This window comes from Nonomuraea angiospora, from assembly GCF_014873145.1.
Taxonomy (GTDB): Bacteria; Actinomycetota; Actinomycetes; order Streptosporangiales; family Streptosporangiaceae; genus Nonomuraea; species Nonomuraea angiospora.
On sequence record NZ_JADBEK010000001.1, the window covers coordinates 9,393,460 to 9,419,057 of the forward strand.

Sequence of the window (25,598 nt, forward strand, 5' to 3'; positions counted from 1 at the left end):
GAATGCGCCGCGACGACCAACAGGCAGGGCGACACCTTCGACCTGCCGAAGCCTCAATGGAGCGCGACGCTGGCGAGTGCCGCGGCCCGGGCCGCAGCCGCGACGTGGGGTGTCTCCTCTATGGAGATCTCAAGGATCAGGAGCCTCGATGAAGGCGGCGCTCAGGAGCGCCGCGACCGTCGCCGGGCCCGGCATCGACGGGTGACCCCAGATGCCTCGATGAAGGGGCAGCGCCCAGGAGCGGCGCAACGCCAGATCAACGGCCTGTACTCGAAGCTGCAGGACGCGCCTCGATGAAGGGCGGCGCCCAAGAGCGCCGCGATAGCGGGGCCGGTCATTGTGGGCTTCCGATCGGGTGCAGTTGCCCGGTGCCGGCGCGGCGTTCAGGTGCTTTGTCGCTGCCGGTGATGGTTACGGGGAAGATGATGATTGCGGTGACGCCACGGGCGGTGAGCCACTGCCTGACGCCGTCCTCCGGCAGTCGGCCGTGGACGAATGCGGCGGTGGTGGCGGTCAGTTGCCGAGAGGGAAGAATGGTGCGCAGCCGCGCGGGGTGCCATCGGGTCCGCCATATCGGCACCGCGAAGTGCTCGGGTCTGTCTGGGTGGGTGGATGCGCTGGTCATGGCCGCCCCTCGGGTGGTTTGCAGAGCGAGCGAGATCTGGGAGATGCCCCACAGTGCGCACCACACGACGGCGTTGTCGGCGGGGCCAGGGGCGTCCAGCCCGGTTGCGGAGCGGCTGTCGGGAGCGTTACCCGCGGCTTCGTCTTGTATCCGATCGCCGAGGAGGCCGTCGAGGATCTGGTCTGGTGTGCGGGCGGCGACGGCTTGTGCGATCTTGTTGAGGCGGGTGCCGACGAATTCGGCTCCGGTGTTGCGGGGCTGCAGTTCCAGCCGGCTGGCGGCGTCGTCCTGAAGCCTTTTCCCTTTTCGGTCGAAACGCCAATAGCAGGGCTCGCCGAGAGCGCCGAGCATGCGCAGGTCGAGATCGGCGCCGGCGGCGGTCAGCGAGTCGAGGACCTGATGGCGGCGAGCCTGGAGGTGCTGCCAGCCGGCGTCGTCGGGGATGCCGCTGAGGCGGGGGCTCATGAGCCCGCGGGCGGTGCCGGACAGGGTGATGGTCTCCTTCACCCACCCGCGATTGCGGGCGTGGGCTTGGACGATAGGGCCGACGATCTGCGGTGAGATGTCGAGATGGGGGCGTGGGCTCATCCCGGGTGTCCAGCTGAGGCGCAGGCCGGTATGGCCAGCGTCGGCGCAGATCGCAGCCAGGCCGTACAGGGCCAGGTGGGTGATGAGGCGGCGCGGGTCGCCGCTCAGCGTGACGCCGTTCATGATCCCTCACTGGAGACTTGTCCGTCCGCCGCCCGGAGCAGCGCTTCCAGGTAGGCGCATCCCCACACCCCGAAGGCCGTGTGGGTGCGCTCGATCAGGTGGTCCCATTCGCCCTCGTCGAACAGCAGCCGGGCGAGATCGGTGAAGCGGGGGTCGCCGGTGAGTTCGGTGCTGGTGTGGGGGAATCCGGGGCGTCCTTGGCCGTGGCTGGTGCCGACCAGGCGGGCGACCAAATCCCGATGATCGCAGGGGAGGTCGGCCAGCGCGTCCCAGCAGGCGAGGACGGACAGTTGCTCGTGACGCCAGTTGCTCGGCAGGCCGGACATGGCTCGGGCCCGGTCGATCTCCCGGCGGGTGGTCATGCCGCTTTTGGCGAGGAGCTCGGTGCTGGTCTGGTCAGGGTCCAGGCTGAGCTGAAAGCGGGCCTGGGCTTTGCCGTCGTCGTGGTGGAGACCGGCGAGGGACAGCAGGTCGGCGAGGGGCCCCAGGCCGAGGCGGTCGCCGATGGACTTCGCACGGGCGGCGACGGCGTGGGCGTGGGCGTGGAGCGTGACGCGTTCTGTGGGTGTCCACTGCTGGCGGGCCGCCTCGTCGCGGATCAGCCGGCGGTTGTCGGTGATGAGCAGTCTGCTGGGTGGCTCGTCGGGGTCGGCGAGTGTCGTGACCTCGAAGTCCTTGATTCTGCCGCGGAGCGCTTTGATCGCTTCGTGGATGCTGCGTGCGGCCGATTCCTCCAGCAGGGGAGCGAGCTTGGCCAGCGCGTCGGCCACGTTGTGGCGTCCGGGCCGGCTGTTGAGGTACCCGGCGTTATCGGCGGTGGCCGCGGAGAGGACGTGCGTGATCGCGGAGCTGATCTCGTCGTCGTTGGTCGTCGCGGGATCGAGGCAGGAACCGCGGCCGAGTCGGAAGACGAACTGCCCGACCTTGGCTTTCTCGGGGCTTTCCAGGACATCGCTGGCCAGGTCGGTGCCGGTCCGATCGACCAGAGACATGTCGTCGATCACGGTGAAGATCGCGGCGCTGGTGCCGACCACGACGATGTCACCCGGGCGCAGGTCCCGATCAGCGGTCTGTGGTTGCGGGTCGGGGCGGCTGGGGTCGTTGTCCTGGCCCGTGTGGATGGACACCTGGTCGTCGCGCACCCTGAGCATGAGCGTTTCGACCTCGGCCAGCCTGTCGCGGGCAATGTTGATCCTGACCGGAATGGCCTCGTAGTCCAGCGGGGGAAGCGCTCGGATAAGGTCGATGGCGGTCGCCGGGTCGGCGGGCAGGTCCTGGCGGACGACGATCCCCACGTCGAGGTCGTCGGCCAGGTCGTCGGAGAGCCATAGATCCAGGTCGGCGGTGGCGAACAGCTGGTCGTTGGTCCGCGACCACATCCAGGCATCGCTGAGCTCTGGCCGCTGGAGCAGGGTACGGCGTCGGCGCTGAGGGGGTGGGGGGTGCTCGCGCAGCGTCCAGGGGGCCAACCCGTCCGGATCGGTGGTCCGCTCGCGCAGCCAGGCCAGCGCATCGTTCAGGTCGTCGACCTCGTATGGGGCGACGTTGGTCTTGTCGGTGAGTTGTTTGTCCGGCCCGGCCACGACGATGCGGGTGTCGGTGCGGTTGCCGCGCCGGTTGACCCGCCCGGCCCGTTGGGTGATGGCCGAACCGGGGGCCAGCTCGACTAGGGCGGCCGCCCAGTCGAGGTCGGCGCCGACCTCCAGACTTTGCGTGGAGATCACGTAGTCGACCTCAGGGTCACCATCGGGAGTCAGCAGCTTCGTGTTGTGTAGCCGGTCCAGGTCGTAGGGGCGGAGCCGGCCGCACACCAGGCGAGTTCGGCCGGCCTGGCCGAGCTGGGCGGCCAGATCGGTGGCGGTGGCCACGTTGTTGACGAAGCAGCCGATCGTCGGCCCGTACTGCCCACGCAGCGCGATGGCCCGTTCAGCCATCGTCGCCAGCGCCCTGGTCCGTGCGGCGCCCTTGGCCGGGATCGGCCACACGGGCAGTTCCAGCAGTTCGACCGGCTTGGGGCGGCACAGCCGCTGCTGGAGCACAGGGCTGTCGGCTAGGTCGCCTTCCTCTACATCGACGTGGCTGACCGATCCGGATCGGTCCGGTGTCGCGGTCGCTTCCACCACCTGAAGGACCGGTACCGGCAGCGGGCGGTCGCTGATCGCGGCCAGTTGCGCGACCCGCCTGGCCGTGTAGATCAACTGCCGGGACAGGTGGGCCTCATCCACGACCACGACCGAATCGAACGTGAGCAGCCCGGCCTCCCGCGGCCGGGAGGCCGGGCTGGACCCGTAGCCGCTGAGCAGGAGCCTGCTGCCCCACATGTCGGGGGTCGCGCAGATGATCTGGCAGGCTGTCGCATCGTCGCGCCAGGCCCTTGGGGCAGGCACTCCGCCGCGCAGCCTGGTGACCAACAACGGGGACGTCCCGTTCTCGGTGACCAGGAGCGATCGGAGCAGGTCGGCGACCTCGGCCAAGATGCCGCCCGTAGCCGCGTGCAACCGGTCACGTACCTGGCAGGCGTGCTGGTGCTGGTCGTCGACCAGCACCCGCCGGTCGACGACCATCGACAGCCGGCGCGGCAGCCGTGGGGCGGCACCGGCGGCCATCAACGCGACTGCGAAGATGTGGATGTCGATCACACTGGTCTTCCCGGCACTCGTGGGCGCCGCGATGACCTCGGGCCAGCGGCCGTCAGTGACGAGCCGCTCTAGCAGCCGGCGCTGCCAACCGTACGGCCTGATCTCGCCCGTGCCGTGCACGGCGGAGAAGTACTCGTCGAATCGCTCGATCGACAGCCTCACGCCGCCACCTCCCCAGCCGGCACGTCGTCGGGGATGAGCAGCCCGTTGCCCAGGTGCCTGGCCTGGCCAATGGCCAGCAGACCGCGCGCCGGTGCCAGGTCGGCGAGGTCGATAAGCGCCCGGTAGGGCCGCAGCGGCAACCCGTCAGGAATCTTGTGCACGAACCTGCTCACGTCGCCGTCACGCACCGGTATGGCATCTCTCACGCCCAGCCCGCGCTGCCGGACAGCATCGGCGACCTGCCGATACCACGCGCCCCCCTTCCCGGGGGAAATACCTAGCTGGTCGCGGAGCACCAGGCCGACCGACAGCCGTACCGCGTCGGTCAGCGTCCAGTTCCGGCCCTGCCCGCGAGTTTCCGGTACGGCCGCCGGGACCGTACGCCACAACCGGACAAACCCCTCCTCTGGCGCGTTCCAGAACTGATCTGCGCGCGTTTCCCGATGCCGGCTCAAGGTCAACCGCCGCCCGGGGCGGACTTCGGTGAGCGTCTCCCAGGCCCCCTTGATGACCTGGTAGTCGGCCCCGTCGATGTCAGCGGGCAGCAGCAGCGCGAACACCGCCTGCGCGCCGGAGATGCCACAGAGCGCGGCCTCGGCGCAGGTGAGCGCCTGGATGGCGCACCGGTTGGCCGGGCGTTCGGCACCGGCCGCGTACTTGCCGGTCAGGACGGGCGGGGCACCATACCCGATCGTCTTGATCAGCGCCTTGTGCATGGTGACAGCCCAGCGGACCCGATCAGCCTCACCGGTCAACGGCGTGCCGACTTCAGCGAGCAGCGCCGTGTTCCACGGCACGGCCGCAGGCACCGGGCGGCGAGAGGCGTACCGGGCCGGGGAGAGTGCCGCCGTGATCCGCGTTGGCCGCACATGGCTCTCGTTGGTGACCAGCCGATCCTTGGCCGCAGACGGCACTGCGCCATTGTCATCCTGGTAGGCGGCGACCAGTGCCTCGGCACGGCCTGGCGCCGCCACCTCCAGGTCCAGATCGCTCGCCGAAATGTCCCACCAGTCCGCGTCAGCAACCAAGTCGTGAGTGGGCTCGGCCGTGCCGACCCACATCCGCACCGGTGTCTCGGCCATGCCCAGATGCGACACCTCCGCGCACAGCGCCTCGATCGCCTCCCGCAGCGCAGCCGGCGGCCCCACCTGCCACGTCCAGGCGTAACCACCGTTCACCGCAACCGAACTCAGCCGTTGCGGCGTACGGGAGAAGACTCGCCCCGTCGGCCGCTTTTCCAGCAGCCGGATCCGGTACGCCAGCCCTTCCGGGCGGTTCACATGCAGCTCAGGAACACGAATGCCGTCTGGTGGATGCGCCTCCAGCCAGCGCAGCGCGGCCAGGTCCACCTCACACGGACGCAGCACGCCGCCGTCCTGGACGGCCCGCGGCCCCTGTGCGGCGGCGCACAGCAATGCGGCGGCCAGCCGAGCGGGTGAGGGCACCGTGTCGACCTCACCGTCCCCAGTGTGACCGCGGTACGTGCCGAGTGGTGGTTCGGCGATGATCGCGTACGGCACAGCCGCTCACTCCTCCTCAGCTGCATCGTCGGCGACAGCACCTGCGACGATCGCCGGGTTTCCGTCGACCTCCAGTACCGGGCCCTGCCACCGGACGCCCGCTTCCCGCTCCGCTCGCTCCAGCGCCTGCGCCAGCAACGCGTCCGCCTCCTTGATCCCCAGCGGAGCGAGCTCGGTGGTTCGTCCGCCACGCTCGTCCAGGGTCACTCGGGTGGCCCCTGCCTCGATCAGGTCGCAGTTGGCCCGCAGATACAACTCCGCATCCGACCGGGCTAGCCCGTTAAGAGCCAGCGCCGCCAGCAACGCCCGGCATGCCTGGTCACCGTCGGGGCCCGCGCCGAACCGCATCTGCCGCAGCGTGGCGAAGGACAGGACGTGACTGCGGATAATGCGATCGCATGCCACGCCGGCCAGTTGGTCGAGCGCGGGCGGGATTCCCCCCAGACCGACTGCGGAAGCGGAGATCTGAGTCTTGTCCTTGGTGGCCTTGTCCGCCTCTTTACGGAGCTTGTCGGCTGTCCTCACGCTCAGCTCGCCAGATTGGCGCTCCACGATCTCCCGCAGATCCTTGCCCGAAAGCAGCATCTGCATGCCGACGCCGTCCACGCGCGCACCGCCTCGCAACGATGGCTTCCCGTCCGCGCAGAACCCGATGATCTCGCCAACCAGCGCGCTGCGCCACCTGCCCTGCCGAGCTCTACGGCTTGCGTCCCATCCGCCATAGATCAGGGTGATCGGGCTGGCCTCTAGCAACGCCCGCGCGTTCAGTGGTGTCGCATCCCTGATCGCGCGGTACTCCGGCAGATCCGTTACCGGAACCCCGTCCCTCGTCGCCGCCCGAATGTGGCCGTCGTACGCTCGGTGCGGCAGGGTGAGATCGGAAAACCGCTGCGCTTGCCCGTCGATTTCGTACGTGACGACGATGCACGGCATACGCGACAGCACCGGATTCTCGTCGTCGATAGCCAGCGCCAGCCCCGCTTCCGCTCGGTTGAGCTGGCTCTGCTTCGAGTCGACGATCACTGCGGTGCGAAGTTCGCCTTCGAGATACCGCCGTTCGTAGGCGTAGACACTCTCCTTCCCCCGCGGAGCCGCGAACTTGGCCGGGGCTACGGCGCTGTGCGGCCCTCCAGCGGGGGCCAGTTCCGTGATGGAGGTGAGGCAGCTACCGCCCCCAGGTGCGGTGGTGGTCAGCAGGGTGTCGAGCGTGATCGCCGACATGGTGGCTCCCTTTGTCGATGAACGCGGAAATGTCACTCCTGGCTGCTATGACCAGGAGTGCCGAGCGATGAAGGGCCCAGGAAGGCGGGCTGCGCTGTCAGTTCGCGGACGGAAAACGCGAGGACAAGCCTCGATGAAGGGGAAACAGGGATTGACGCTACATCTAGGGAAAGCGAGACGAGAAGTATTCGAGGGATTTCACATGTTGTAGTGAAGCGCGTAAGCTCTCGCAGTTCGTGGCGGCAGGCAGACGATGGTCCGAAGCCGATGCCCTACCACACGTCATCGCGCTTTCTGCTCGGACGGCTAAGGATCCAGCTCGCTCGCCCACTCCACAGCTCGGCGGGCGCCGCACCAATTCGCTAGATCATCTGGACTCGTCAACGAAAGGGTCAGGTCGTCGGAGCTGTCGCGGCGCTTCTCAGCGCTGCCCTTCATCCTGGGCCCGCCCTGCCGGAGATAACAGCCGAGGCGGGAAGCCTCGCCAAGTATGCCTTTCCGATGTCTCCGCTCGCGTATCGATGGTTCCGCCCGTCCTTGCTGACCCTGCCCTCATTGTTCGAGGGCATGGTCAGGTTCCCACCATGAACTCGATCAGGCTTCGAGGGCGGCCTCGATGCGGCGGTTGATCTGGCTGTCGCGTCCATCGAGGCACTTGGCGTACCGCTTGAGAAGGACCTCCACGCTGTTGCCCGCGCGCTCTGCGACCACGGTCGCGTCGACGCCAGCGTTGAGCCACGTGGACAGGGCGGCGTGGCGCAGGTCGTAGGGCTTTCCGGCTAGGGGTGAGGTGACCTGTTGCGGGGTCAAGGCGAAGCGGCGGGCCTCTTCCCAGGCTCGCGAGTAGGTGGATGCGCCAAGGACGCCACCACGCTCGTTGCGGAACAGACGTCCGTCCGGGGCCGTGCCGAACTCTTCGAGGTGTGCCCGCAGGATGCGGACCAGTTCCGGCGGGATCGGTACGGGCCGGACCTCGCGTTCCTCTCGCTGCTTGAGCCCGCGCTTGTCGTGCACGGTCCCGCTGTCGGTCCACTGCTTGCCGCTACTCGGGCGGGTGACTTCGAGCGTGAGCAGTCCCCATCCCTCCTCCGGCAGAAAGCAGTCCGTTTCGTACTGGGTCGAGGCAGCACGGCCGGCGCCTGACGGGTCGTCTCCCATCACCCTGCGTCCGCGGCCTGCCTCGCTGGCCACCAATCCCGTACGCTCCAGCTCGGCGACAGCCTGGCGGACAGTCCCTCTCGCCACGCCGTACCCGCGAGCGAGGTCTGCCTCGGAGGGCAGCATTGCGCCGGCGGGAGGATCTCCTTCGCGAATGCGGCGGCGAAGGTCCTCAGCTATTCGTAGGTAGGTGGGGCCAACCTTCGCCTTGCTCATCGCGCTCCCTCGCCGAGACACACTGCCTCTAGGGTAGAGCGGACGGGCCCGGATCTGCGAAGCATCGCAGCCCAACGCCTCTGTTGTTGTCCTTCCCGCCGAAGCGCAGAGAGACGCCGTGTGGCTCCAGGTCGAGGGCAGGCCAGAGGGGCTCGCTCAGGCAACAGGCTTGGTGCGTGCCCTTGGGCGGCGACTCCGGGACTTGGCGGCTAGGGAGACCATGGCATCTCTCCGGTGCTCGTCCTCGTGAGCGGTAATGAGAAGGATCCAGATCGGGCGCGCCTGCCTATAAATCCCTCTCCCGGTTTCTTCGTAGCCCCCCGAGCGTCTGGCTCGAAGGATGAGAAACTGTCCTCCCTGGCAGGCCCATTCGTAGGCGCCACAGCATGAGGTCTCGGTGATCCGAATGCGATCTCTCGCGGGACGCGCGTATCGCTCCCATCGCGGGACCGTTCCATCAGGAAGCTGAACCACGACACGTCCTCTCAGGGGCATACTCCTGCAGGTAGCGATGGACGGTGCGGCGGCTCCGCTGCCATGTACAAGCGAAGGCAAGCTTGAGCGGCGTATCGGCCACCAGCTCTTGCCTGATGCCGAAAGCGACCTCATCGGGGGCCAGCATGGGCAGCGGCCGTGCCCGCCATCTGCCTTGGGTGTCGCGCCAGACGTAGAACCGCCTGAACGCACCTCGCAGGTCACCGGGCAGGGCCCTAGCTGCGGGAGGCTCCGGTGGTTGATCGTCTGGTGTTGCGCTGGACAGGGAAGTCAGTCCGCCCCCGCACGCCGATCGACGGCCTCTCCACGCGACCGCGAGCTCGGCTCCTCTCCAGCCACGACTGTGCTCATCATCCGAGGTCATGATGCGCCTCCCCGAACCAGCGCAGGATGGCCCACGTCCGATGCCCGTTGTGGTCGCCGGACGCGCCGAAGGATGTGGTAGCGCTGGATAGTTCGGCCGTCTCGAAGCCGCCGATGTTGTCGTAGCCGCCCGGATCGTGAACCTCGATGCACAGGCTGTCATGGGCCACGTCGATCCGCGTTTGGATGAGTTGGCCTCGCTTGGTGCGCCGGATGGCCGCAGCCATCAGGGCGCGGGCGACCCGCTCGGCGTCGCTTGCGAGATCGGGGCGTTCAGCCTGAGCGATGCCGCGTGCCCAAACGCCGACGATGTCGATGCTGTCCGGAATGGGCGGTAGGTGCTGCTGATACATCACAAGCAGAACCTTCCCAGGTAGGGTGCGCTGCGTCCCGGTAAGCTTGAAGCTTACCGGTAAGGCTGTCAAGCTACCCGCGTGAATCGAGAAGACGAGCGCCACTTGTACCTGCGGGTCGCCGATCAACTGCGCGAACGCATCAGGTCAGGAGAATTGCGGGAGGGAGATCGCCTGCCCTCCGTCCCAGGGCTCGCGAACGACCTCGGCATCTCGCGCTCCACCGCCTCGGAGGCACTGAAGGTGCTTGTGTCCGAGGGCCTCGCCGTTGCACGGTCCGGAGCCGGCACGTTCGTTCGGCTGCCGCGTGAGCCGCAGCGCCTGATCCGTGCGTGGTACCGAGCGACGCCGTATGGCTCGCCGTTCATGCAGGACATGGAACGGCAGGGCCGTGAGGCCGGGTGGGCCTACCAGTCGCAGACCGTCCAGGCTCCGCCCGAGATCCGCGACCGCCTGGGCCTCAATGAGGCCATGGGCGATGTGGAAGACGTCGTTCGGACTGACTATGTCTTCTCGGCCGATGGCGAGCCGGTCATGCTCTCGACCAGTTGGGAACCGCTGGCGATCACGCGCGGAACGCCGATCGTGCTGCCGGAGGATGGCATGCTGGCCGGCCGTGGAGTAGCCGAGCGCATGCTGAGCATCGGCATACCCATCGACGACTGGGTGGAAGAGGTCGGGGCGCGACCTGGGACGACTGAGGAATGCGAGCGACTACGGCACGCGCCGGGCTCGATCATGATGACCATCCGGCGCACGTACTACTCGGGGGAGACCCAGGTCGAGACGGCCGACATAGTGGTACCAGCTGACCGGTTCACGCTGGTCTACAGCGGCAAGATGGGGCGCGCCTCTGGCCAATAGCCATTCGTCGGGCCTCTCACTTCACTTGATCGACGACCACAGAATGATTCCGAAGACTTCACTGTGGCCGCTATCGGCTGGGAGCTTAACTACCCTCAGGGTTCTGATTAGGCTGAGAGCCTCCTGATTACAATGGCCCAGCGACCGGCGAAAACCCTCGCATCGACAGCAGTGCTTGGACATCGTTGATGCGTGCGACTGCAGCGACTACGGGCACGAAGTGCAGATCTAGCGAGCCGCGTCTGGCGAGGCATCGCTGCCCGGCGAACCCTGTTGGCGTCCAGTCCTTGCTCGGCGAGGTCCTTGCGGAGCCGGACGTCAGCTCGACGGTGTCGGCCTCAATCGCGTTCGGCGAGGTGTGCGGGCATCGCGACCGGGACTCGAACGCTGCCTCGCCCTCAGCCTGGTAACGCGCGATGAGCTCGGACACTCAGCCCTTGGACAGGTCGGTGCCCATGGGTGTTCGACGCCTACCACCACGCCGAGTTGGCCTCCGAGGAGTCTCCGGGAGATGCTGCCGGTGCGGGCTCTTAAACGCCATCCCTCATGCCATAGAATATCGCCATGGACGCCCCCATATTCTCGACGTTCGATGCGGAAGAGTTCGAGAAATTCTGCCGCGACCTATTGAGCAGACTGGGATTTCAACAGATCAACTGGCGTAAAGGCGCCACACGCGGAGTGAACGCGGGCGATGGTGGGCGGGACATCGAGGCGGTCTATCCTCGCATCGACCCGGACAGAAATCAATTTTTCGAGCGATGGTTCGTCGAATGCAAACATCATGCTAAAGCTGTCTCCCGTGGACAGCTTAACGAATTGCTGGCGGCTGCGGAAGCCAACGGAGCAGACGTAGCGCTTTTCATGGTCAGCGGACACTTGTCCAACAGCGCCAAAGACCATCTCGAACAGTATGCCAGAAATAGGAAACCCCCTTTTCGGATCAAATACTGGGAGGGTCACGATCTGTACGCACTGATCGAGCGCTCCTATGGTGTCGGCCAGGCGACAGCCATGCAGGACACCTCCGAGATGCGTTTCATCGACGCGCTCATCCGACTCAACCACGAGAACGCGAATGTACGAGCAGGGGCTTTGTCTCTGCTCGAGAGGGTCGGCGAAACCACGGCCGAGTGGCGGCAGCGAGTGATCGACCGAATCTGTCACTACCTGCGCCACGGTCATCACGGGCATATCGATGACGAGACCCGCAAGGTCGCGCAGAAGATTCTCACGGACCACCTCTCTCCCTATGGCGAAGGCAGTCCTTGGAGCGGCATACGACTGGATCTGGCCGGAGCCCATCTAGTGAGCCTGGACCTGACCAAGGCCGACATCATGGCCGCCGACTTCACCGGTTGCCGTTTCACCGGCGCTACGCACTTCAATGGCGTCCGCTTCGGCGACAATGCTATGTTCGACGGCTCGACTTTCGACGACGGCGTAGATTTCCATGGGGCCAAATTTGAAGGCCCCGCTTCCTTCCAGAGATGCTCCTTCCAGGACCACGTCTCTTTCTCCCATGCCCGTTTTCAATCGATGACCGATTTCAGCGACACCGTCTTCTCGTGCATCGCCGGGTTCAGCAGCACTGCGTTCGACAACGTGGCAGTATTCATCGGCGCTGTCTTCAAAAAAGATGCCTTGTTTCCCGGCGTCCAGGTCCGCAATGATGCGATATTCACAGACGTGCGCTTCGAAACTGAGGCATGCTTCGAGCTGGCGAGGCTCGATGCCGTGGTCGACTTTGGCAATTGCCATGTGGGGATTGACATGGATTTCTCGGTCGAGCTCAACGGTCTCTACTCTCCCACGCTTCCGCCCGGATTCCGGCTTGTTCGCAAGGGGTTCCTCGAGGTCGCCGTCGTCAAGGAACGTCGAAGGGGACGTACCGAGCGCATCGGCAGCTCAGGGCGGACTCGGGGACCTCATATATGAAACAAGGAACCGGCCTTCGTTAGCTCCAAGGCGGTGGCGAGCCGAGGCCCATCTCAACCCCGGGTCGCACATACTGGCTCACAGCGAGGATCAACTCCTGCGGGCCCTGCTGTGGGCCAGTCGTGGGCCATCAAGCCACCCACCTGCGTTGCCGAACGCGTAATGCCTGGTCAGATCGCTAGCGTGGGCGAAATCCGCAGCCCTCTCCGGAGCCGGGTGCGCAGGTTCGAATCCTGCAGGGGGCACTCGATCTTGATCAGCGGTTCCGGCAGCTGACCAGGGCAAACGCCGTACGAATGGGCGGGTCTCCAGTCTCACGGAGCCCGCCCGTTCTCGTTGAAGCTCGCTGGTTGTGGACCGTGACCGAGCTGCCGTCCCAGTCTCGAACGGCGAGGCGGCCGGGCCAGCGATTTGGTATGCCTCGCGAAGCGTCGCACGTGCTTCTTGAGAGGTGAAGAGGGGCACGTGGGAGGTCACCTAGGGCCCCTTCGGCTGCCGAGCGCATGCTGAGCATCGGCATGCCCGTTGACGACTGGGTGGAAGAAGTCGGGGCACGGCTAGGGACGGCCGAGGAATGCGAGCGGCTACGGCGCGCACCCGGAACGATCATGGTGACGATCCAGCGGACGTACTACTCGGGGGAGACGCAGGTCGAGACGGCCGACATCGTGGTACCGGCCGACCGGTTCACGCTGGTCTACACCGGCAAGATGGGGCGTGTCTCCGGCCCCGGCAAGCCACCCGCCGAGGAGGGCTCCTAACCTCGACCCGTGCCCCGAGTTCCTCTGGGACTGGCGGAGGGCTTCAACCGCCCTGGCTGGCAGCGGTGCACGGCATGTAATTTGCGTCGTCGGGTAGCTGGGCCCCTTGGCATGTCTCAGGCGATGCCGTACTTCCGCCTGATCGAGGCGGCCTCTTCCTCGGTCACCTCGCTTGGTGTGCGGCTCAGTGCCTGACGCAGCTCGTCCATGATTGCTTGCCCGGAGGTGCGCGCTCGGCTGCTGAACTGCATGAGCTGGGCGTCGAACTGCTTGGCGGTCGGCCCGGTCCAGACCTTGCCGGTACGAAACATCCGGCAGGGCCGGTCAATGTCGGCATCGATCTGCTCGATTATCGGGCCGATTGTGCGAATGGCCTGCTGGAGCGCTTCGTGCAGCGGGTTGCGGACCATCGCTGTCATCGGCTCAGCCCTTCGTCTGCTTCGGGGCGGGAGTCGCGCTGGAGATCAGCTTCGGAGCGACCAGCTTCATCAGAGCTACCACGTCGGCTGTGTTATCCCGTCCTTTGACGCCCCGCAGCAGCTCGACGATCAGGAGGCTGTCCCCGCGCACGAGTGTCGCTGCGGCTTGGGTGTTGCCGGCGCTGCCGTCCTGACCGTAATAACCGACTGCGCCGGGAACGATCTCCGGTAGACGCCGAGCGCCCTGGCTGATCTGAAACTCGGCCTCTTTCTGAGACCCGCCGGGGGACAAGGTAATGTCCAGAACCTTCAGCTTGTTGCCGTTTGGTTGGTAGACGAAACACCCTCCGGAACCCCAGCCATCGCTCGCCGGCATGTTGAAACGCCCCTTGACGATGGGATCGTGCACGCCGGTCATCAACCGCACGGCGTCAAGCGGGACATAATCACAGATGTACGGTGGAGCTGCAACCGATGGGAGCGACGCTTTATTTACTGGGGCTTCTTCCTGTTGACATGCGGTTACCAGGGCAAATGCGCTTAGCGCTGCGGCGCACCATGCGAGACGTGATCTCATGACGGCTTGTACTCCGAGAACCCTCTTTCGAACCCCGCGTCCAAATCGCCAGCGATCTTCTCCCACGGATCCCCGGCGAGGCCGTCGTAGAGCCATCTTTGGTAGGCCTGGAGCCGTGGGTGGATGTCACCCTGGTACGGAGCCATCTCATGCAGCGTCATCAGCGAGTTCCCGTCGTCTTTCAAGAAGTTATTGGGTGACTTCCGAGGGTCTTCTCCCTTTCCCAGCCCTTCCAAAGAACTCCATGGATGCGTGGCGGTGGCAGACTCTGCCTTGCCGAACAGCCCATGCTTGAGCATAGCGTCGACGGCCATTTGATCGAGCAGGAACTTCGCCTTCTCCTTCGCTGTGTTGGCGTCGTACGTCGCCTTGTTCGTATTCTTTTCGGTCGCGGCGGAGCCTTCGATCATGCTGTTCCACGAGCCCACGACTCCGGCTGTTATCGCCCAGGGGGCTGTCTGCGGAATCGCGAGCCCAGTGCTGACCACCGCCATGAATATCTGCATGTTCCGCTCCTGCGCCTCGTCCAGTTCCTTGCCTTTTTGGATGGTGGCGAGCCCGCTTGCGTCGGTAATCAGCCCGAAGCCTGCTCCGGTTTCTTGTGCGTTGGCTTTCAGAGCTTTGATGCCCGTGCCGTCTGCAGCCTGTGCGGCGCCGTAGTCCAGCAGTTTTCTCGACCATGTGGTCTCGGCCGCCAGAACCGTGGCCAGCGCTTTTGGATCCTGCTTGAACGCATCTTCCATGACCTTGCGCAGATCCTCTCTATTGAACTGCGCGCCCCAGATCTGACCCTCTTTCGGCTGATAGACACGGTCGGGTCCGTAGATTTTTGAATCACTGACATCGGCCATCTTGGCGGCGCGGTTGACGTCGTTGATGTAGGCGGCGAGGATGCGGGCTGTGGTGCCGGTGGTCGCGAAGGAAGGGCCTTCGGTGCCTGCCAGGACTCGCTGAGCCTCCCAGTGGATGAAATCCCGGGCTATTGCGGCCGAGGTAAAGCCCGGCGATGGTTCCTGTGGCGTGCCGTCGCGGTCTCGGTAGGTCATTGTCGCGGCCTCCAGCGCCATGCCGAAGGCTGCCCCGTCGTCGTACATGGGGCGTTCGGTCACATAGCGCTTCAGCACGCTGGGATCGCCGGCGAAGAAGTCCTGGGCCGCTTTGGGGTGGTTGGCCAGCGCCTTCATCACGCCGATCATCGGATCCTGCGGGATACCTCCCGAGAGGTTGTCCTTCGCCGTCTTCCGATCCAGAGCCTCCAGCGTCTTGGCCGTTGCCACCAGGAAGTCCCGGTTGAACGTGCCGTACGGGAGCAGTGCTGCCAGCGCGTGCTGATCCACCGGCACCCTGAGGTTGGTGAGCAGTTCTTTTCGCCATGACGTGCTCAGCCGCGAGCTGGCCGAGCCGAGCGCTTTACCCAGTGCTGCCTGCACACGCTGCTTCCTTGCGTCCTTCTGGTACGCGAGCGCCGCCATGAGATGACGAAACCGCTCGGTCCCGAGCGCGTACATCAGCGACGTGGCGAAATCTGTGTCACCCGCCCGCTTCTCCAACTGGGCGACGGTCTTCTCGTCCACCTCACTGGACCGGTCGAGTTCGCTCAACTTGGCCGCGGCGGCGTACACCTCGGCATCGCCGGAGGCGCCGCTGTACAGGGCCTCGTCGAAGGGTCTCATTCCTCCTGGTGCCGCTGGGCCCCATTCCGGGCTCACGGCCTGGATCGTGTCGTTGCGGCGGCGTAACTCCGGACGCTTGGCGCCGATCCAGTTGCCTAGTTCCCGTATTGCGTTCAACCGAGAGGTGTCCAGATCGAGGTCCTGCAACGTGCGGCGGATCAGTGGTTCGTTCCTGACCAGCGTGGCCTCCGCCTGGCCCAGGTCGCGTTCGAAGTCGCCCATCAGCTTTGGGTCGATCCCCGAGTATCCCCAGTCGGGCGGCTGCGCGACCGCCGGCGGTGTCAGAGAGGGAGGCGCCGGGGTTGTGTTGGCGCGGGCCGGAGGATCTCCCGGAGGATGTATCGGTGGTTGTTCGGGAGACGGCAGAGGAACTGGCGAGGGCGTCGTCATGGCGGGTCTCCGGCCTGCTCGACAACAGTCGGATCCTCCCACAACCCAAGATTCCCGGCGAAGGCGGCATAACGTAACGGCATGCTCATCCCCGGTTCTTTGAAACGCCCAGACGCCGGGATGTACGCAGAAGACGCCCTACGGGTTCACCACTGCCGATAATAGAGACGTTCTTGTTGAAGCTCGCAGGTGGACCATCCTGTGCAAGGCCCCACCGATGTGTCCGTGGCAATGTAAACGTGGGTCTGGCCTAGACGCACTTGGCCATTGACACGACGGGGCCGAACGTTCGCGAACGTATAACTACCTTGCCGAGACAACCTGGCTGGCATATGTGTGAGACATCGCCTGCTGGAGGAAACTTTGGCACCCAACCGATGGCCGATCGGCACCTTCATGCACCGTCTGACGGACGAATTGCGCTCGGAGCTTCTTGGGCTCGGGACCTTGCGCTCGCTCCCGGCCGGACACGTGCTGATCAGGCAAGGAGATCGCGGCACATCGGTTTGGATCCTGTTGGACGCGCTGGTCAAGGTGGCTGGGGGCGTTGAGAACGGTGTGGAGGCGACCCTGGCGATCCGGGTGTCGGGTGACATCGTGGGCGATATGGCCGCTATGGATGGGTCGCCGCGGTCAGCGACCGTGACCACTTGCGGGCGCGCTGTCTGCCAACAGGTCAAGGGCCCGGTGTTCCGCTCTTTCGTGGCCCGGCGCCCGGCTGCGGCACTGGCGCTGACGCAGGTCGTGGCCGAGCGGCTGCGTTGGGCCAATCAACGGCGCCTCGACTTCGCCGGGTATGAGACGAAGGTCTGCTTGGCACGTGTGTTGATCGGGCTGATCTCGCGGCACGGCCGTACCACGGATGACGGCGTGAGCATCGGCGTCCCGCTCACGAGAGCCGAGCTGGGCATGCTGGTGGGCGCCAAGGAGATCACGACGCAGAAGGCGCTGCGCGAACTGGCCGCGGAGGGGGTCATTCGGCGAGGGCACCGCGATGTGGTGGTGAAGGACCTGGCAGGGCTGACTGCGCTCGCCGACATCCCGTTCCTCGCCAAGCCATATTTCTAAGGCTTCTCCCGCCGGGTCGTGCCTCACTGTTGAGCTCACCCGCTCATTGGAGATGCCATGGTTACGCACGATTACCGCGTACTGCTCACAGCTGACATCGAGAACTACGGCGGCCGCACCGACGCCCAACACCGAACCCTTCAGTCCGGCCTGATCAGCGCCATCGAGACGGCGGCGGACCGCGTTCAGCTGGACCATGGGTTGTGGGAGCGGCAGGTGGGCGGTGATTCGCTGACCGCCGTCCTTCCCGCCGAGCCAGGACCTTTCGTCACGATTCCTCTTCTCCTCGACCAGTTCCTGACCGAGCTGGATGTGGCCATCGCGGCGCACAACAGCCGGCGCGGCGATCCCACCTGGGCGCGGATGCGCATGCGGCTGGCCATCCATGTCGGACCGCTGCAGTTGGATGGTGCGGCCGGGTGGCCTGGGCAGCACGCGGTACAGCCCGCGAGGTTGCGTGATTCGGCACCGATCCGGGCCGCGCTCGACACCTTCCGCGACGCCGACCTTGCGCTGATCATTTCGCGGGAGGTGTTTCGCGACTACGTGTCACAGGGCCCAGGGCGGCCCAGGCCGTCGGAGTTCCTGGAGGTTGCGGTGGCGGAGAAGAAACAGGAGTACCCGGCATACCTGTACGTGCCGCACTTCGATGTCCACGACATGGAGCCTCCGGAATCCCCGCTGCCCAGCGGCGACGCCCCGTCCACACCTCCGTCGGGCAGCGGATCGATCAAGAACCGGGTCAACAAAGGCGACATCTTTTTCGCGCAAGGAAACATCAACCTCACTCATGACCCTGAGCGGAGGAAGAAATGAGTGACTCCCCGCCTGAGGAATCGGGCCCTGAAGTCCCGCAGCCGGAAGAACCGCAGGTCGAGGACGCCTCGCCCGAGGAGGAGGACGAGACATTTCAGGAACCCGACAACCAACCAATCCGTCATGAAATGGCCACCTCCCGGCAGGAGTGGCAGGAACGCCGGCAGAGCTTGGACGACCTGTACGCCGACGAACTGTCCAGCCCCGGCACCCGGGACCTGAGCGGCCGCGTGAGCAACCGCGTCAAGAAGGGAAACCTCTGGTTCGCCCAGGGCGACATCCACGTAGGCCAGGGGCGGCCACAACCGACAGCGACGATCAACGAACTGACGGAAACCGAGATCGCGCACCTACGGCGAACGCTGGTACCGACCCAGTCGCAAACCGAAATACGCAGGCTGCTCGACAGCCAGCGCCTGATCCTGCTCGGTGGAGCGGCAGAGACGGGAAAGGCGACCACGGCCCTGGCGGCGCTGCTCGACTGGGGTGGCAGGGTGAGCTGGATCATGCCGTACGGAGCGAGCACGCCGAACCCCCGCGACTGGAAACTGGAATCGGGGCACGGCTATTTGCTGGACCTGGTCGATACGCCCAATGCCGTCGACAGGGTGACCACGAGTCTCAAGCGTGCCGGTGTCAACGCGGACTACAGGATGATTGTCCTGGTGCCGGAGCACATCCAGTCCTCCATCGCGCCCGTGATCGAACACGACCCACCGCCGAACCGCCGAATCTACACCAAGCATCTGTCCGTTCAGGCATCGGGCGCACGGCTTGCCGCAGACGATCAGCAGATTCTGGACGAGGAGCTCCGCGCCCTCTCCGCGCCCTGGCAGGTGGTCGAACTGGTCAGGCAGGTGGCCGCCACCCTAGAGGCTGGCACCTCCATCGAGACCATGCTGAACCGGCGATTCCATCGAATGCGCGCGAAGGTGGGCGAGAACCTCGAAAAGCGCAGGCCGACTCTGGGCCGGTGCTTCATGACCAGTATCGCCGTACTTCACGGACTGCCCGAGGCGGAAATCTCCGGCGCGGCCCTGGCCCTGGCCGAACGGCTCGACGAGAAGTGGCGTCGTGATCATTCGCCGAAATCGGTCCAGCTTTGGGAGAACCTGCCGGCCTGGCTGAAGTACGTGGATGCCGAGGCCACACCCGCCGGGCCCGGCGGCGGGCGAAGCATCAGGCTGAGACGCCCCGAGCTGGCGGCCGTCATGCTGCGCGTGATCTGGGAGGACCAGCCGACCATCCGCGATTCGCTGGTCGACTGGCTGATCTGGCTCGGCGGCGAGGGATCCTGGCATACGAGGATCAAGGTCGGGCACGCGGTCGGAAAGCTCGCGACCTTCGACTTCTCCCTCGTCAACGAACGGTTCCTGGAGGTGTGGAGCCGCTCCCGCCGATCCCGGGACCATCAACTCGCCGCACTGGCACTGGAAGCCGCCGCCGAGAACCCATCGATGATCCGCCGCGTCCACATCCATCTCGATTCGATGATCCATGGCAACGACGCGAAGAAAGCGATCGCGATCCGCGCCTACGCCTCGTCCGTCGGCCTCTCCGCACCCGACCAAGCCCTCGCCGCGTTCAGGACCCTGGTCCTGAGCAGGGGCGTCAAGTTCCACCGCGACGTGGCCCAGTCCATCGCCTACCTCTATCGCAGGAACACTGCGCCCACCATCATGAACCATCTCGCTGACTGGGTCCGTGACGGAGGAGCGGTCGGTCGTCGCGGCGCCGCCCTCGCCTTCGGACGACTGGTCGCGCTGCCCGTCTCGAGCCCCGAGCGGCCGCATCCCAGTGACCTCGATCCCCATCCCTCCCTGGTGATGCTCTGGCGCAACGCGCTCAGCTACGAGGAAGAGGGGGGCCTGGTGGTGCCTGAGTCCTGGGACCTGCTGCTGAACGAATGGCTGCGCCATTACGGCGAGCGGCCGACCGTACGGGAGATCACGGACCAGATCTTCAGCCTGACCGATGCGCGGAACGCCGAGCGAGCACTGCTCTACCTCCGGCTCTGGCGGCACCACGGCGAGATCTCCGCCGAACTTCACCATCACCTGCGTCAACTCGTTCACAGGAGCTGATCTCATGCGCAAATGGCTGGCACCCATGCTCTACCGCGTCCAGCAGAACCAGCCCGAGGCCGAACCGTCCATCGACATCGAGCCGTTCGTGCTGTCCTCGCCCGCTAAGGGCGACGCTTACGACTTCTCCGTCACCCTGTTCCGTACCGCGACCTCGGGCGGGAAACGGACCTCAGCTCTGTTCAGTGATGAAGTGCCCGAGGCGGAGGCGGTCCTCCAGCGCGCGTGTCAGGAGGTACGTTCGACCACCCGGCGATTCGAGATCACCGCGCCGGGCGCGGCGGAGCAGGCCACGAACGAGAGACTCCAGGCGATCTCAGGCTCGATGACGGGTGTCTATCGGTGGGCGGTCAGAGCCGAGGTCAACGTTCCCGAGGAGATACGCCAGCTCAACCGGGATGCCCACAAAAGACAGCATGACATCAGAGCCGACGCCGACGCCGCGCTGCTCCGGATCAAGAGCACCGACGAGGTCCGGCGGGAGTGGCAGGACTTTCTCACCGCTGTGGTGGGAAGCGCCCAGGTGGAGCACGCGATCAAATTGGCCGTCTCCCCAGAGCAACTACCGCAGATCATCGCGGAGCTCGTCGAGCAGCGGCAGCAGGGAGCGCAACAACTGCTCGGCACCGTCGACTCGATCATGCAGCGGTACGAGACGGTGGACATGCTCAATTTCATGGTCAAGAACGAAACTGTGCTGCGCAGGACCCTGGAACTCCTCGGCCTGCCCGTTCCGCCGCTGGAGGACGACACGCTGCTGGTGGGCCGAGCGTGAGGTGCTCGCCGGAGCGGCGCCATCCAGCGACCGCGCGGTCACTGCGAAGATCCGGTGAGCACAACGTTGATGAGCGTCGCGCTCACCGTGGCCGCCATTCCACCGAGGAGCAGCCAGAACCCCCAGCGGATAAGACGATACTTCTGCCCGACGATGTGGCTGACCCGGTACAGCTGATCAGCGACCCGCTCCAGGTCCCGTGTCGAGGACCGCATGAGAGCGCCGGCGACGGTCGCCGGTGAGTCGAGGTGAAGGATGTCGGCGTAGTACATGGCGGCACCGTGAATTCTTCGCCGATCCAACCGCGGATAGACCGCGCCGGCGAGGACCACCGCGGACGCCAGAGCTGCCGCCGCCCCAACCCACCACAACCACTCCACGGCGTTCGATAACGCGAAAGGTGACCAGCTTCCCGCGAGGAGGCCGCCAGTGACGGCGCCAAGGCCGATGCCAACGATACCGAGAAGGACCTGGGCCTTGGTGTCCGCCCTGTTGAGCTCCTCGCGGGCCTCTCTGAGCAACTGTGTTCCGTAGGTGCAAGCATCGTCCTCGGCTGCCTGCCGTTGGTCTGGAGTGGTCTGGGTGAGGGCTCGCACGATCTTGTGGAACACGAGATACCTCCTGGCCGGGGGGCGATCACAACGCAGAGCATTCCACGACCACCGTGGGTTGAAGCCCGTGATGCGCTTCGCGCCCGCTCTACACCACGGCAACAGGAGGCTCTCGGCATGATCGTGGGCCATGTGTGGGCCATCCATGGCCTTGATCGAGTGACATTCATGCGTCGTCCCTGGCCAAGGGCATGCCCACCAGCAAACCTGCAACCCTCTCCGGAGCCGGGTGCGCAGGTTCGAATCCTGCAGGGGGCACTCGACCTTGACCAGCGGTTCTAGCCGCTGACCAGGGCAAACGTTGTAGGAACGGGCGGGTCTCCAGTCTCACGGAGCCCGCCCGTTCTCGTTGTCGCCCCCTGGTTTTGGGGCCAATGATCGAGCTTCCCTCCAAGCCTCGAACGGCGAGGCGGTGTCATGCCACCTGATGCTTCCTCGGCCTGTGATTTGGCAGGGGCGCAGCTCGGCGAGGCGTTGTCCGGGGGTAGAGAGCCACGGTGTCGTGTGCGTACGGTTGCGCATGGTTGAGCTGCGGCCCGCCGTGCGGCGCTGGGTGATCGACGCTGCCGTGGCGGTCGCGGTGCTGACGGCGGCGGAGATCGCCATCGCCACCGGCAGAGAGACGGCACTCCGTTTCCCGGGACTGGTTGGCGTACATGCTCGGGGTCGCGATGGCCGCGCCGTCGCTGCTGCGGCGGCGGAGTCCCGCTGCCGCGCTGTACATCGTCTCGGCGGTGCTGTTGCTGTTCTACGCGCTGGGTTATCCGGGCTTCCCGCCATCAGTGGTGCTGGCTTCGAAGCCGACTCCATCCGGCGCCGCCGTTCCCGCTGACCTCAACACGGCGATCGGTCGCTCTCAGCCGCTCGGCGGGTGCGCGAACTCGGCACTCAGGGAGATTCGGAACGGAATCCGGCGTTAGCGGGGGTTCCTCCTGGTCAGCTCGCCCAGCCCTTCCTTTCGGATGCGCGGGGGAAGACGATTCCGGCCTGCGGCGAAGGATGGGTGATCGTGACCGCCGACCGGAAGGCCGACCTCATGCCGGAGACAAGGACGTGAGCGCCGAAGTGAGCGAACAGGTGACCGACGCCGAGCTCGTCGCCCGGTACCGGCGCGACCCCGACCTGTTCACCGCCGTCCACGACCGCTACTACCGCGACATCTACCTGTACGTCGCCGGCCGCCTGGACACGCAGATCGCCGAGGACCTCGCCGCCGAGACGTTCTTGCTGGCCTTCGACCAGCGCGACCGGTACGACCCGGAACGCGGAGACCTTCGGCCCTGGTTGTTCGGCATCGCCACCAATCTGATCGCCAGGCACCGCCGCAAGGAGACGCGCCACTACAAGGCGCTGGCCAAGCTCGGGCCCGAGCCCGTCGTGGAAGGCCACGAGGACCGGGTCGTCACCTCTGTCGCCGCCGAGCGCATGCAGCCGTACCTGGCCAGGGCGCTCGCCGCCCTGTCCGGTGGCGAGCGCGACGTGCTGCTGCTCGTGGCCCTGGGCCAGCTCAGCTATGACGAAGTGGCTCAGGCGCTCGGCATCGCCGTCGGCACCGTGGGCTCCCGGCTCAGCCGGGCCCGCAGCAAGATCCTCGCCCTCGTTGACAAGGAGAACGCCCGTGGATGACCTGAACGCCGTCGCGAGCCTGCTGGCCAAGCCCGAACCGTCCGCCGAGGCGATCAGCCGCAGCAGGGGACGTCTCCAGGACAGGATGACGCGGGGCCGCGCCCGTCGGCACCGCGGCCTGCTCCTACCGGTGCTGGGCATGGCGGTCGCCGCCGCGGTGGCCGTCGCCGTGATCGTCACCAGTGTGTTTCCGCCCGCCGCCGCGCCGGTCTCGGGCAGGGACGTCCTGCTCATGGCAGCGGCCAGCGCCGAGCACATCCCCCAGGGCACGGGGACCTATTGGCACATCACGCGTACGTGGCAGGGCCCGGACGGGCTCCAGGAGCAGGAGAGCTGGACCACCCGCGACGGCCACCGCTGGTCCAGGAACGAGCCGTACGCCACTCCCGGCTCCGTCGTCGAGGACCCGGCCCCGTTCAGGCTCATGGGCGCCGAGATCGGTTTCGAGGAGCTCGAAGGACTTCCGGCGGATCCGGAGCAGCTGAAGGAGCGCATCGCCGGGCTTCCCCGGCGTGAGAGCGCCATGATCCTTGCCGACCGGCAAGGCGAGCTCGTCTCCCCGCTGATCACCTTGATCACGGAGCTGCCGACGCCCGCGCAGGTCCGTTCGGCCGCATTCGAGGTCCTCGCCGCGACGCCGGGGGTCAAGAACGCGGGGCCGGTCGAGGGCGGGCAGGAACTGCTGATCCCGCTCTCAGGGAACCTGGAGATCAGGATGGTCGTCGATCCCGAGGCCGCCCGGGTGGCGCGCGCCAACGTCCTGCTGACCGCCGAAGGGGGCTCGATGATGAGCAACTCGTATATCTCGGTGACCACCGAGTGGACGGACCAGCCGCCGCGGTGAAACCCGTCGTAGCCGAGGCGGGCTCGGCCGCCGCCGACGCAGTGAAATAGCTCGGCTTCGGCGGCAGGTGGAGCCGTCAGTTCACGTCCTTTCTGACGACGCGCAGGAACCCGAGCCCGCCGGGGATGACGATCCAGGCCAGGACCGATGTGGCCAGGCGGGCGGCGGCTTCCCACGTCCAAGTGCCGCCCATGAGCGGGTTGGTCGTCGCGTTGAGGTCCAGCCATGCGGCCAGGGTCTCGCCCGTCTCGCCGAGTTGGGCGACGAAGCTCCACAGCGCCGTACCGGCCATGCAGATCACGATGGCCGCCGGGGCGTTCAGGAGCAGCAGGCCCATCGCCAGGCCCTGCGCGGTCATCAGCACCATCACCGTGATCCATCCGAGGACGGTCTGCGGGGCGACGTTCCAGGACGGCTCCACGCCCCGTACGGTCGCCGTGACGGCTGTCGCCGGTACGGCCGCCGCCAGTGCGAACAGGCATGCCACCACGGCGGTGCCCAGTGCCGGGAGGCACTTGGCGGCCAGCACCCGCGCCCGGCGCGGCTCCAGTGCGAACGTCGTCAGCGCCGTACGGTGGCTCCACTCCGCCGTCACCGTCAGCACGGCCAGGACGGGCAGCAGGATTCCCAGGGCGATGGCCGCGCTGCCGGCCAGGGTGAACAGCTTCGGCGGCTCGGTCAGCACGGCGGCCCGGCCGGCGACGAGGGCGAGCGCCAGGACGGCCATGAGCCCCGTCATGATCATGCTGCTGCGGGTGTCGAACAGCTTGCGGGTCTCGGCCCGGAGCAACCGGCCGAAGGGGATGTGGCCCGTGCCGGGCTCCTGTTCGGGGGTCAGGGCGGGGGTCATGTCCAGCTCCTGTCGGCGTCGGAGGTCAGGTCGAGGAAGGTGCGTTCGAGGCCGTGGCCGCGGCTCAGCTCGGCGACCGTGCCCTGGGCCAGCACCCGGCCGCGGCCGATCATGACGATGTGGTCGGCGACCTGCTCGACCTCGTGCAGCAGGTGCGAGCTGAGCAGCACCGCGCACCCGTCGTCGGCCAGGCCCCGCAGCAGCCCGCGCAGCCACTGGATGCCCTGCGGGTCGAGGCCGTTGGCCGGCTCGTCCAGGATGAGTGCCCGTGGCCGGCCGAGCAGCGCGTGGCCGATGCCGAGGCGCTGGCGCATGCCCAGCGAGTAGCCGCCGACGGCCCGCCCGCCCTCACGCCCGGACAGGCCCGCCATCTCCAGGACCTCGCCGACGCGCGATCTGGGCAGGCCGAGCATCAGCGCGCCCAGGGTGAGCACCTCCCTGCCGCTGCGGCCGGGATGGTGGGCGCCGGCGTCGAGCAGCGTGCCGACGTCGTAGCCGGGGCGGTCGAGCCGCGCGTACGGCCGGCCGAGCACGGTCGCCGAGCCCGACGTGGGCCGGGTGAGCCCGGCCAGGATGCGCAGAGCGGTGGATTTTCCGGCCCCGTTGGGGCCGAGGAAGCCGGTGACGGCGCCCGGCGGCGCGGTGAAGGACACGTCGTCGAGAGCCTTCACCCCTTTGTACGCCTTGCTGACCCGCTGGAATTCGATCACGGACGCAAGTCCACAGGAACGGGGCCCGCCCGCTCATCGGACCTGGGGCGACGACCGCACCGCCCCGGGTCCAGACCTCGCGGACGGATGTGGACCCAGGTCTGCACGACGGTAGACCCTGGTCGCTAA

General features: G+C 66.4%; 22 protein-coding genes. 10 read left to right on the forward strand and 12 right to left on the reverse strand.

Features of this window, described 5'->3' with window-relative positions; translation table 11 throughout:
• Nucleotides 1-334 precede the first annotated feature (334 nt).
• The 6 genes from H4W80_RS43335 to H4W80_RS43360 form a co-directional block, all read right to left on the reverse strand.
• The gene (locus tag H4W80_RS43335; protein ID WP_192790371.1) at nt 335-1,336 is read right to left on the reverse strand and encodes a hypothetical protein; all 1,002 of its coding nucleotides are present in this window, start codon (nt 1,334-1,336) and stop codon (nt 335-337) included.
• Nucleotides 1,333-4,137: a type I-G CRISPR-associated helicase/endonuclease Cas3g gene (gene cas3g / locus H4W80_RS43340; RefSeq protein WP_318787322.1), complete on the reverse strand. Its 2,805-nt coding sequence runs from the start codon at nt 4,135-4,137 to the stop codon at nt 1,333-1,335. The genes H4W80_RS43335 and cas3g overlap by 4 nt, the downstream gene beginning before the upstream one ends.
• Complete coding sequence (csb2, locus tag H4W80_RS43345; protein ID WP_192790372.1) at nt 4,134-5,657, reverse strand: type I-G CRISPR-associated protein Csb2; 1,524 nt, start codon at nt 5,655-5,657, stop codon at nt 4,134-4,136. Before csb2 ends, cas3g begins: the two co-directional genes overlap by 4 nt.
• Nucleotides 5,658-5,663: 6 nt before the next feature.
• The gene (locus H4W80_RS43350) at nt 5,664-6,878 is read right to left on the reverse strand and encodes a type I-G CRISPR-associated protein Cas7 (RefSeq protein ID WP_192790373.1); all 1,215 of its coding nucleotides are present in this window, start codon (nt 6,876-6,878) and stop codon (nt 5,664-5,666) included.
• A gap of 594 nt (nt 6,879-7,472) precedes the next feature.
• On the reverse strand, nt 7,473-8,252 hold the full coding sequence (locus H4W80_RS43355) for a GntR family transcriptional regulator (protein ID WP_192790374.1): 780 nt from the start codon (nt 8,250-8,252) through the stop codon (nt 7,473-7,475).
• A gap of 845 nt (nt 8,253-9,097) precedes the next feature.
• Complete coding sequence (locus tag H4W80_RS43360; RefSeq protein ID WP_192790375.1) at nt 9,098-9,463, reverse strand: hypothetical protein; 366 nt, start codon at nt 9,461-9,463, stop codon at nt 9,098-9,100.
• Between the two features lie 81 nt (nt 9,464-9,544).
• Between H4W80_RS43360 and H4W80_RS43365 the strand changes: the two genes are divergently transcribed.
• The 3 genes from H4W80_RS43365 (at nt 9,545) to H4W80_RS43375 (ending at nt 13,026) form a co-directional block, all read left to right on the forward strand.
• Complete coding sequence (locus H4W80_RS43365; RefSeq protein ID WP_192790376.1) at nt 9,545-10,327, forward strand: GntR family transcriptional regulator; 783 nt, start codon at nt 9,545-9,547, stop codon at nt 10,325-10,327.
• 564 nt (nt 10,328-10,891) lie between these two features.
• A complete protein-coding gene (locus H4W80_RS43370) occupies nt 10,892-12,265 on the forward strand; it encodes a pentapeptide repeat-containing protein (RefSeq protein WP_192790377.1) in 1,374 nt (457 codons plus the stop codon).
• Nucleotides 12,266-12,783: 518 nt separating this feature from the next.
• The gene (locus tag H4W80_RS43375) at nt 12,784-13,026 is read left to right on the forward strand and encodes a UTRA domain-containing protein (RefSeq protein WP_192790378.1); all 243 of its coding nucleotides are present in this window, start codon (nt 12,784-12,786) and stop codon (nt 13,024-13,026) included.
• Between the two features lie 116 nt (nt 13,027-13,142).
• Here the strand turns inward: H4W80_RS43375 and H4W80_RS43380 are convergent, their stop codons facing one another.
• The 3 genes from H4W80_RS43380 to H4W80_RS43390 form a co-directional block, all read right to left on the reverse strand.
• A complete protein-coding gene (locus H4W80_RS43380) occupies nt 13,143-13,445 on the reverse strand; it encodes a hypothetical protein (RefSeq protein ID WP_192790379.1) in 303 nt (100 codons plus the stop codon).
• Between the two features lie 4 nt (nt 13,446-13,449).
• Nucleotides 13,450-13,863 carry a hypothetical protein gene (locus H4W80_RS43385; RefSeq protein WP_192790380.1) on the reverse strand — a complete coding sequence of 138 codons (414 nt, stop codon included), beginning with the start codon at nt 13,861-13,863 and terminating at the stop codon, nt 13,450-13,452.
• A gap of 155 nt (nt 13,864-14,018) precedes the next feature.
• Entirely contained in the window at nt 14,019-15,917 is a 1,899-nt protein-coding gene (locus tag H4W80_RS43390) for a DUF6571 family protein (RefSeq protein WP_192790381.1), read from the reverse strand.
• A gap of 504 nt (nt 15,918-16,421) precedes the next feature.
• On the opposite strand from H4W80_RS43390, the gene H4W80_RS43395 reads away from it, so the two are divergent.
• The 4 genes from H4W80_RS43395 to H4W80_RS43410 are packed head-to-tail and all read left to right on the forward strand — an operon-like array spanning nt 16,422 to nt 20,828.
• A complete protein-coding gene (locus H4W80_RS43395) occupies nt 16,422-17,153 on the forward strand; it encodes a Crp/Fnr family transcriptional regulator (protein ID WP_318787323.1) in 732 nt (243 codons plus the stop codon).
• A gap of 57 nt (nt 17,154-17,210) precedes the next feature.
• Nucleotides 17,211-17,969 carry a hypothetical protein gene (locus tag H4W80_RS43400; RefSeq protein WP_192790382.1) on the forward strand — a complete coding sequence of 253 codons (759 nt, stop codon included), beginning with the start codon at nt 17,211-17,213 and terminating at the stop codon, nt 17,967-17,969.
• Entirely contained in the window at nt 17,966-20,053 is a 2,088-nt protein-coding gene (locus tag H4W80_RS43405) for a hypothetical protein (protein WP_192790383.1), read from the forward strand. The genes H4W80_RS43400 and H4W80_RS43405 overlap by 4 nt, the downstream gene beginning before the upstream one ends.
• 4 nt (nt 20,054-20,057) lie before the next feature.
• Nucleotides 20,058-20,828, forward strand: a complete 771-nt coding sequence (locus H4W80_RS43410) for a hypothetical protein (protein WP_192790384.1) — start codon at nt 20,058-20,060, stop codon at nt 20,826-20,828.
• A gap of 38 nt (nt 20,829-20,866) precedes the next feature.
• Here the strand turns inward: H4W80_RS43410 and H4W80_RS43415 are convergent, their stop codons facing one another.
• The gene (locus H4W80_RS43415; RefSeq protein ID WP_192790385.1) at nt 20,867-21,439 is read right to left on the reverse strand and encodes a Pycsar system effector family protein; all 573 of its coding nucleotides are present in this window, start codon (nt 21,437-21,439) and stop codon (nt 20,867-20,869) included.
• 656 nt (nt 21,440-22,095) lie between these two features.
• Here H4W80_RS43415 and H4W80_RS43420 point away from each other — a divergent pair.
• From H4W80_RS43420 to H4W80_RS43430, 3 genes are all read left to right on the forward strand, one after another.
• Nucleotides 22,096-22,359, forward strand: coding sequence for a hypothetical protein (locus H4W80_RS43420; protein ID WP_192790386.1), 264 nt, complete (start codon nt 22,096-22,098; stop codon nt 22,357-22,359).
• A gap of 133 nt (nt 22,360-22,492) precedes the next feature.
• Nucleotides 22,493-23,065, forward strand: a complete 573-nt coding sequence (locus tag H4W80_RS43425) for an RNA polymerase sigma factor (RefSeq protein ID WP_192790387.1) — start codon at nt 22,493-22,495, stop codon at nt 23,063-23,065.
• Nucleotides 23,058-23,909 carry a CU044_5270 family protein gene (locus tag H4W80_RS43430; protein WP_192790388.1) on the forward strand — a complete coding sequence of 284 codons (852 nt, stop codon included), beginning with the start codon at nt 23,058-23,060 and terminating at the stop codon, nt 23,907-23,909. The genes H4W80_RS43425 and H4W80_RS43430 overlap by 8 nt, the downstream gene beginning before the upstream one ends.
• A gap of 76 nt (nt 23,910-23,985) precedes the next feature.
• On the opposite strand, the gene H4W80_RS43435 is transcribed toward H4W80_RS43430, so the two are convergent.
• Together H4W80_RS43435 and H4W80_RS43440 are read right to left on the reverse strand one after the other, a co-directional pair.
• Nucleotides 23,986-24,759: an ABC transporter permease gene (locus H4W80_RS43435; protein ID WP_192790389.1), complete on the reverse strand. Its 774-nt coding sequence runs from the start codon at nt 24,757-24,759 to the stop codon at nt 23,986-23,988.
• On the reverse strand, nt 24,756-25,469 hold the full coding sequence (locus H4W80_RS43440; RefSeq protein WP_192790390.1) for an ABC transporter ATP-binding protein: 714 nt from the start codon (nt 25,467-25,469) through the stop codon (nt 24,756-24,758). The genes H4W80_RS43435 and H4W80_RS43440 overlap by 4 nt, the downstream gene beginning before the upstream one ends.
• Nucleotides 25,470-25,598: the final 129 nt, after the last annotated feature.

Excerpts from the sequence above, each read along its gene's own strand:
- H4W80_RS43405 (WP_192790383.1), top strand. The coding sequence starts at position 17,966 with ATGAGTGACTCCCCGCCTGAGGAATCGGGCCCTGAAGTCCCGCAGCCG.
- H4W80_RS43435 (WP_192790389.1), bottom strand. The coding sequence starts at position 24,759 with ATGACCCCCGCCCTGACCCCCGAACAGGAGCCCGGCACGGGCCACATC.
- H4W80_RS43360 (WP_192790375.1), bottom strand. The coding sequence starts at position 9,463 with ATGTATCAGCAGCACCTACCGCCCATTCCGGACAGCATCGACATCGTC.
- H4W80_RS43390 (WP_192790381.1), bottom strand. The coding sequence starts at position 15,917 with ATGGGCGACTTCGAACGCGACCTGGGCCAGGCGGAGGCCACGCTGGTC.
- H4W80_RS43350 (WP_192790373.1), bottom strand. The coding sequence starts at position 6,878 with ATGTCGGCGATCACGCTCGACACCCTGCTGACCACCACCGCACCTGGG.
- H4W80_RS43380 (WP_192790379.1), bottom strand. The coding sequence starts at position 13,445 with ATGACAGCGATGGTCCGCAACCCGCTGCACGAAGCGCTCCAGCAGGCC.
- H4W80_RS43400 (WP_192790382.1), top strand. The coding sequence starts at position 17,211 with ATGGTTACGCACGATTACCGCGTACTGCTCACAGCTGACATCGAGAAC.
- H4W80_RS43335 (WP_192790371.1), bottom strand. The coding sequence starts at position 1,336 with ATGAACGGCGTCACGCTGAGCGGCGACCCGCGCCGCCTCATCACCCAC.
- H4W80_RS43410 (WP_192790384.1), top strand. The coding sequence starts at position 20,058 with ATGCGCAAATGGCTGGCACCCATGCTCTACCGCGTCCAGCAGAACCAG.
- H4W80_RS43375 (WP_192790378.1), top strand. The coding sequence starts at position 12,784 with ATGCCCGTTGACGACTGGGTGGAAGAAGTCGGGGCACGGCTAGGGACG.
- H4W80_RS43420 (WP_192790386.1), top strand. The coding sequence starts at position 22,096 with ATGCTCGGGGTCGCGATGGCCGCGCCGTCGCTGCTGCGGCGGCGGAGT.
- H4W80_RS43355 (WP_192790374.1), bottom strand. The coding sequence starts at position 8,252 with ATGAGCAAGGCGAAGGTTGGCCCCACCTACCTACGAATAGCTGAGGAC.
- H4W80_RS43385 (WP_192790380.1), bottom strand. The coding sequence starts at position 13,863 with ATGACCGGCGTGCACGATCCCATCGTCAAGGGGCGTTTCAACATGCCG.
- H4W80_RS43370 (WP_192790377.1), top strand. The coding sequence starts at position 10,892 with ATGGACGCCCCCATATTCTCGACGTTCGATGCGGAAGAGTTCGAGAAA.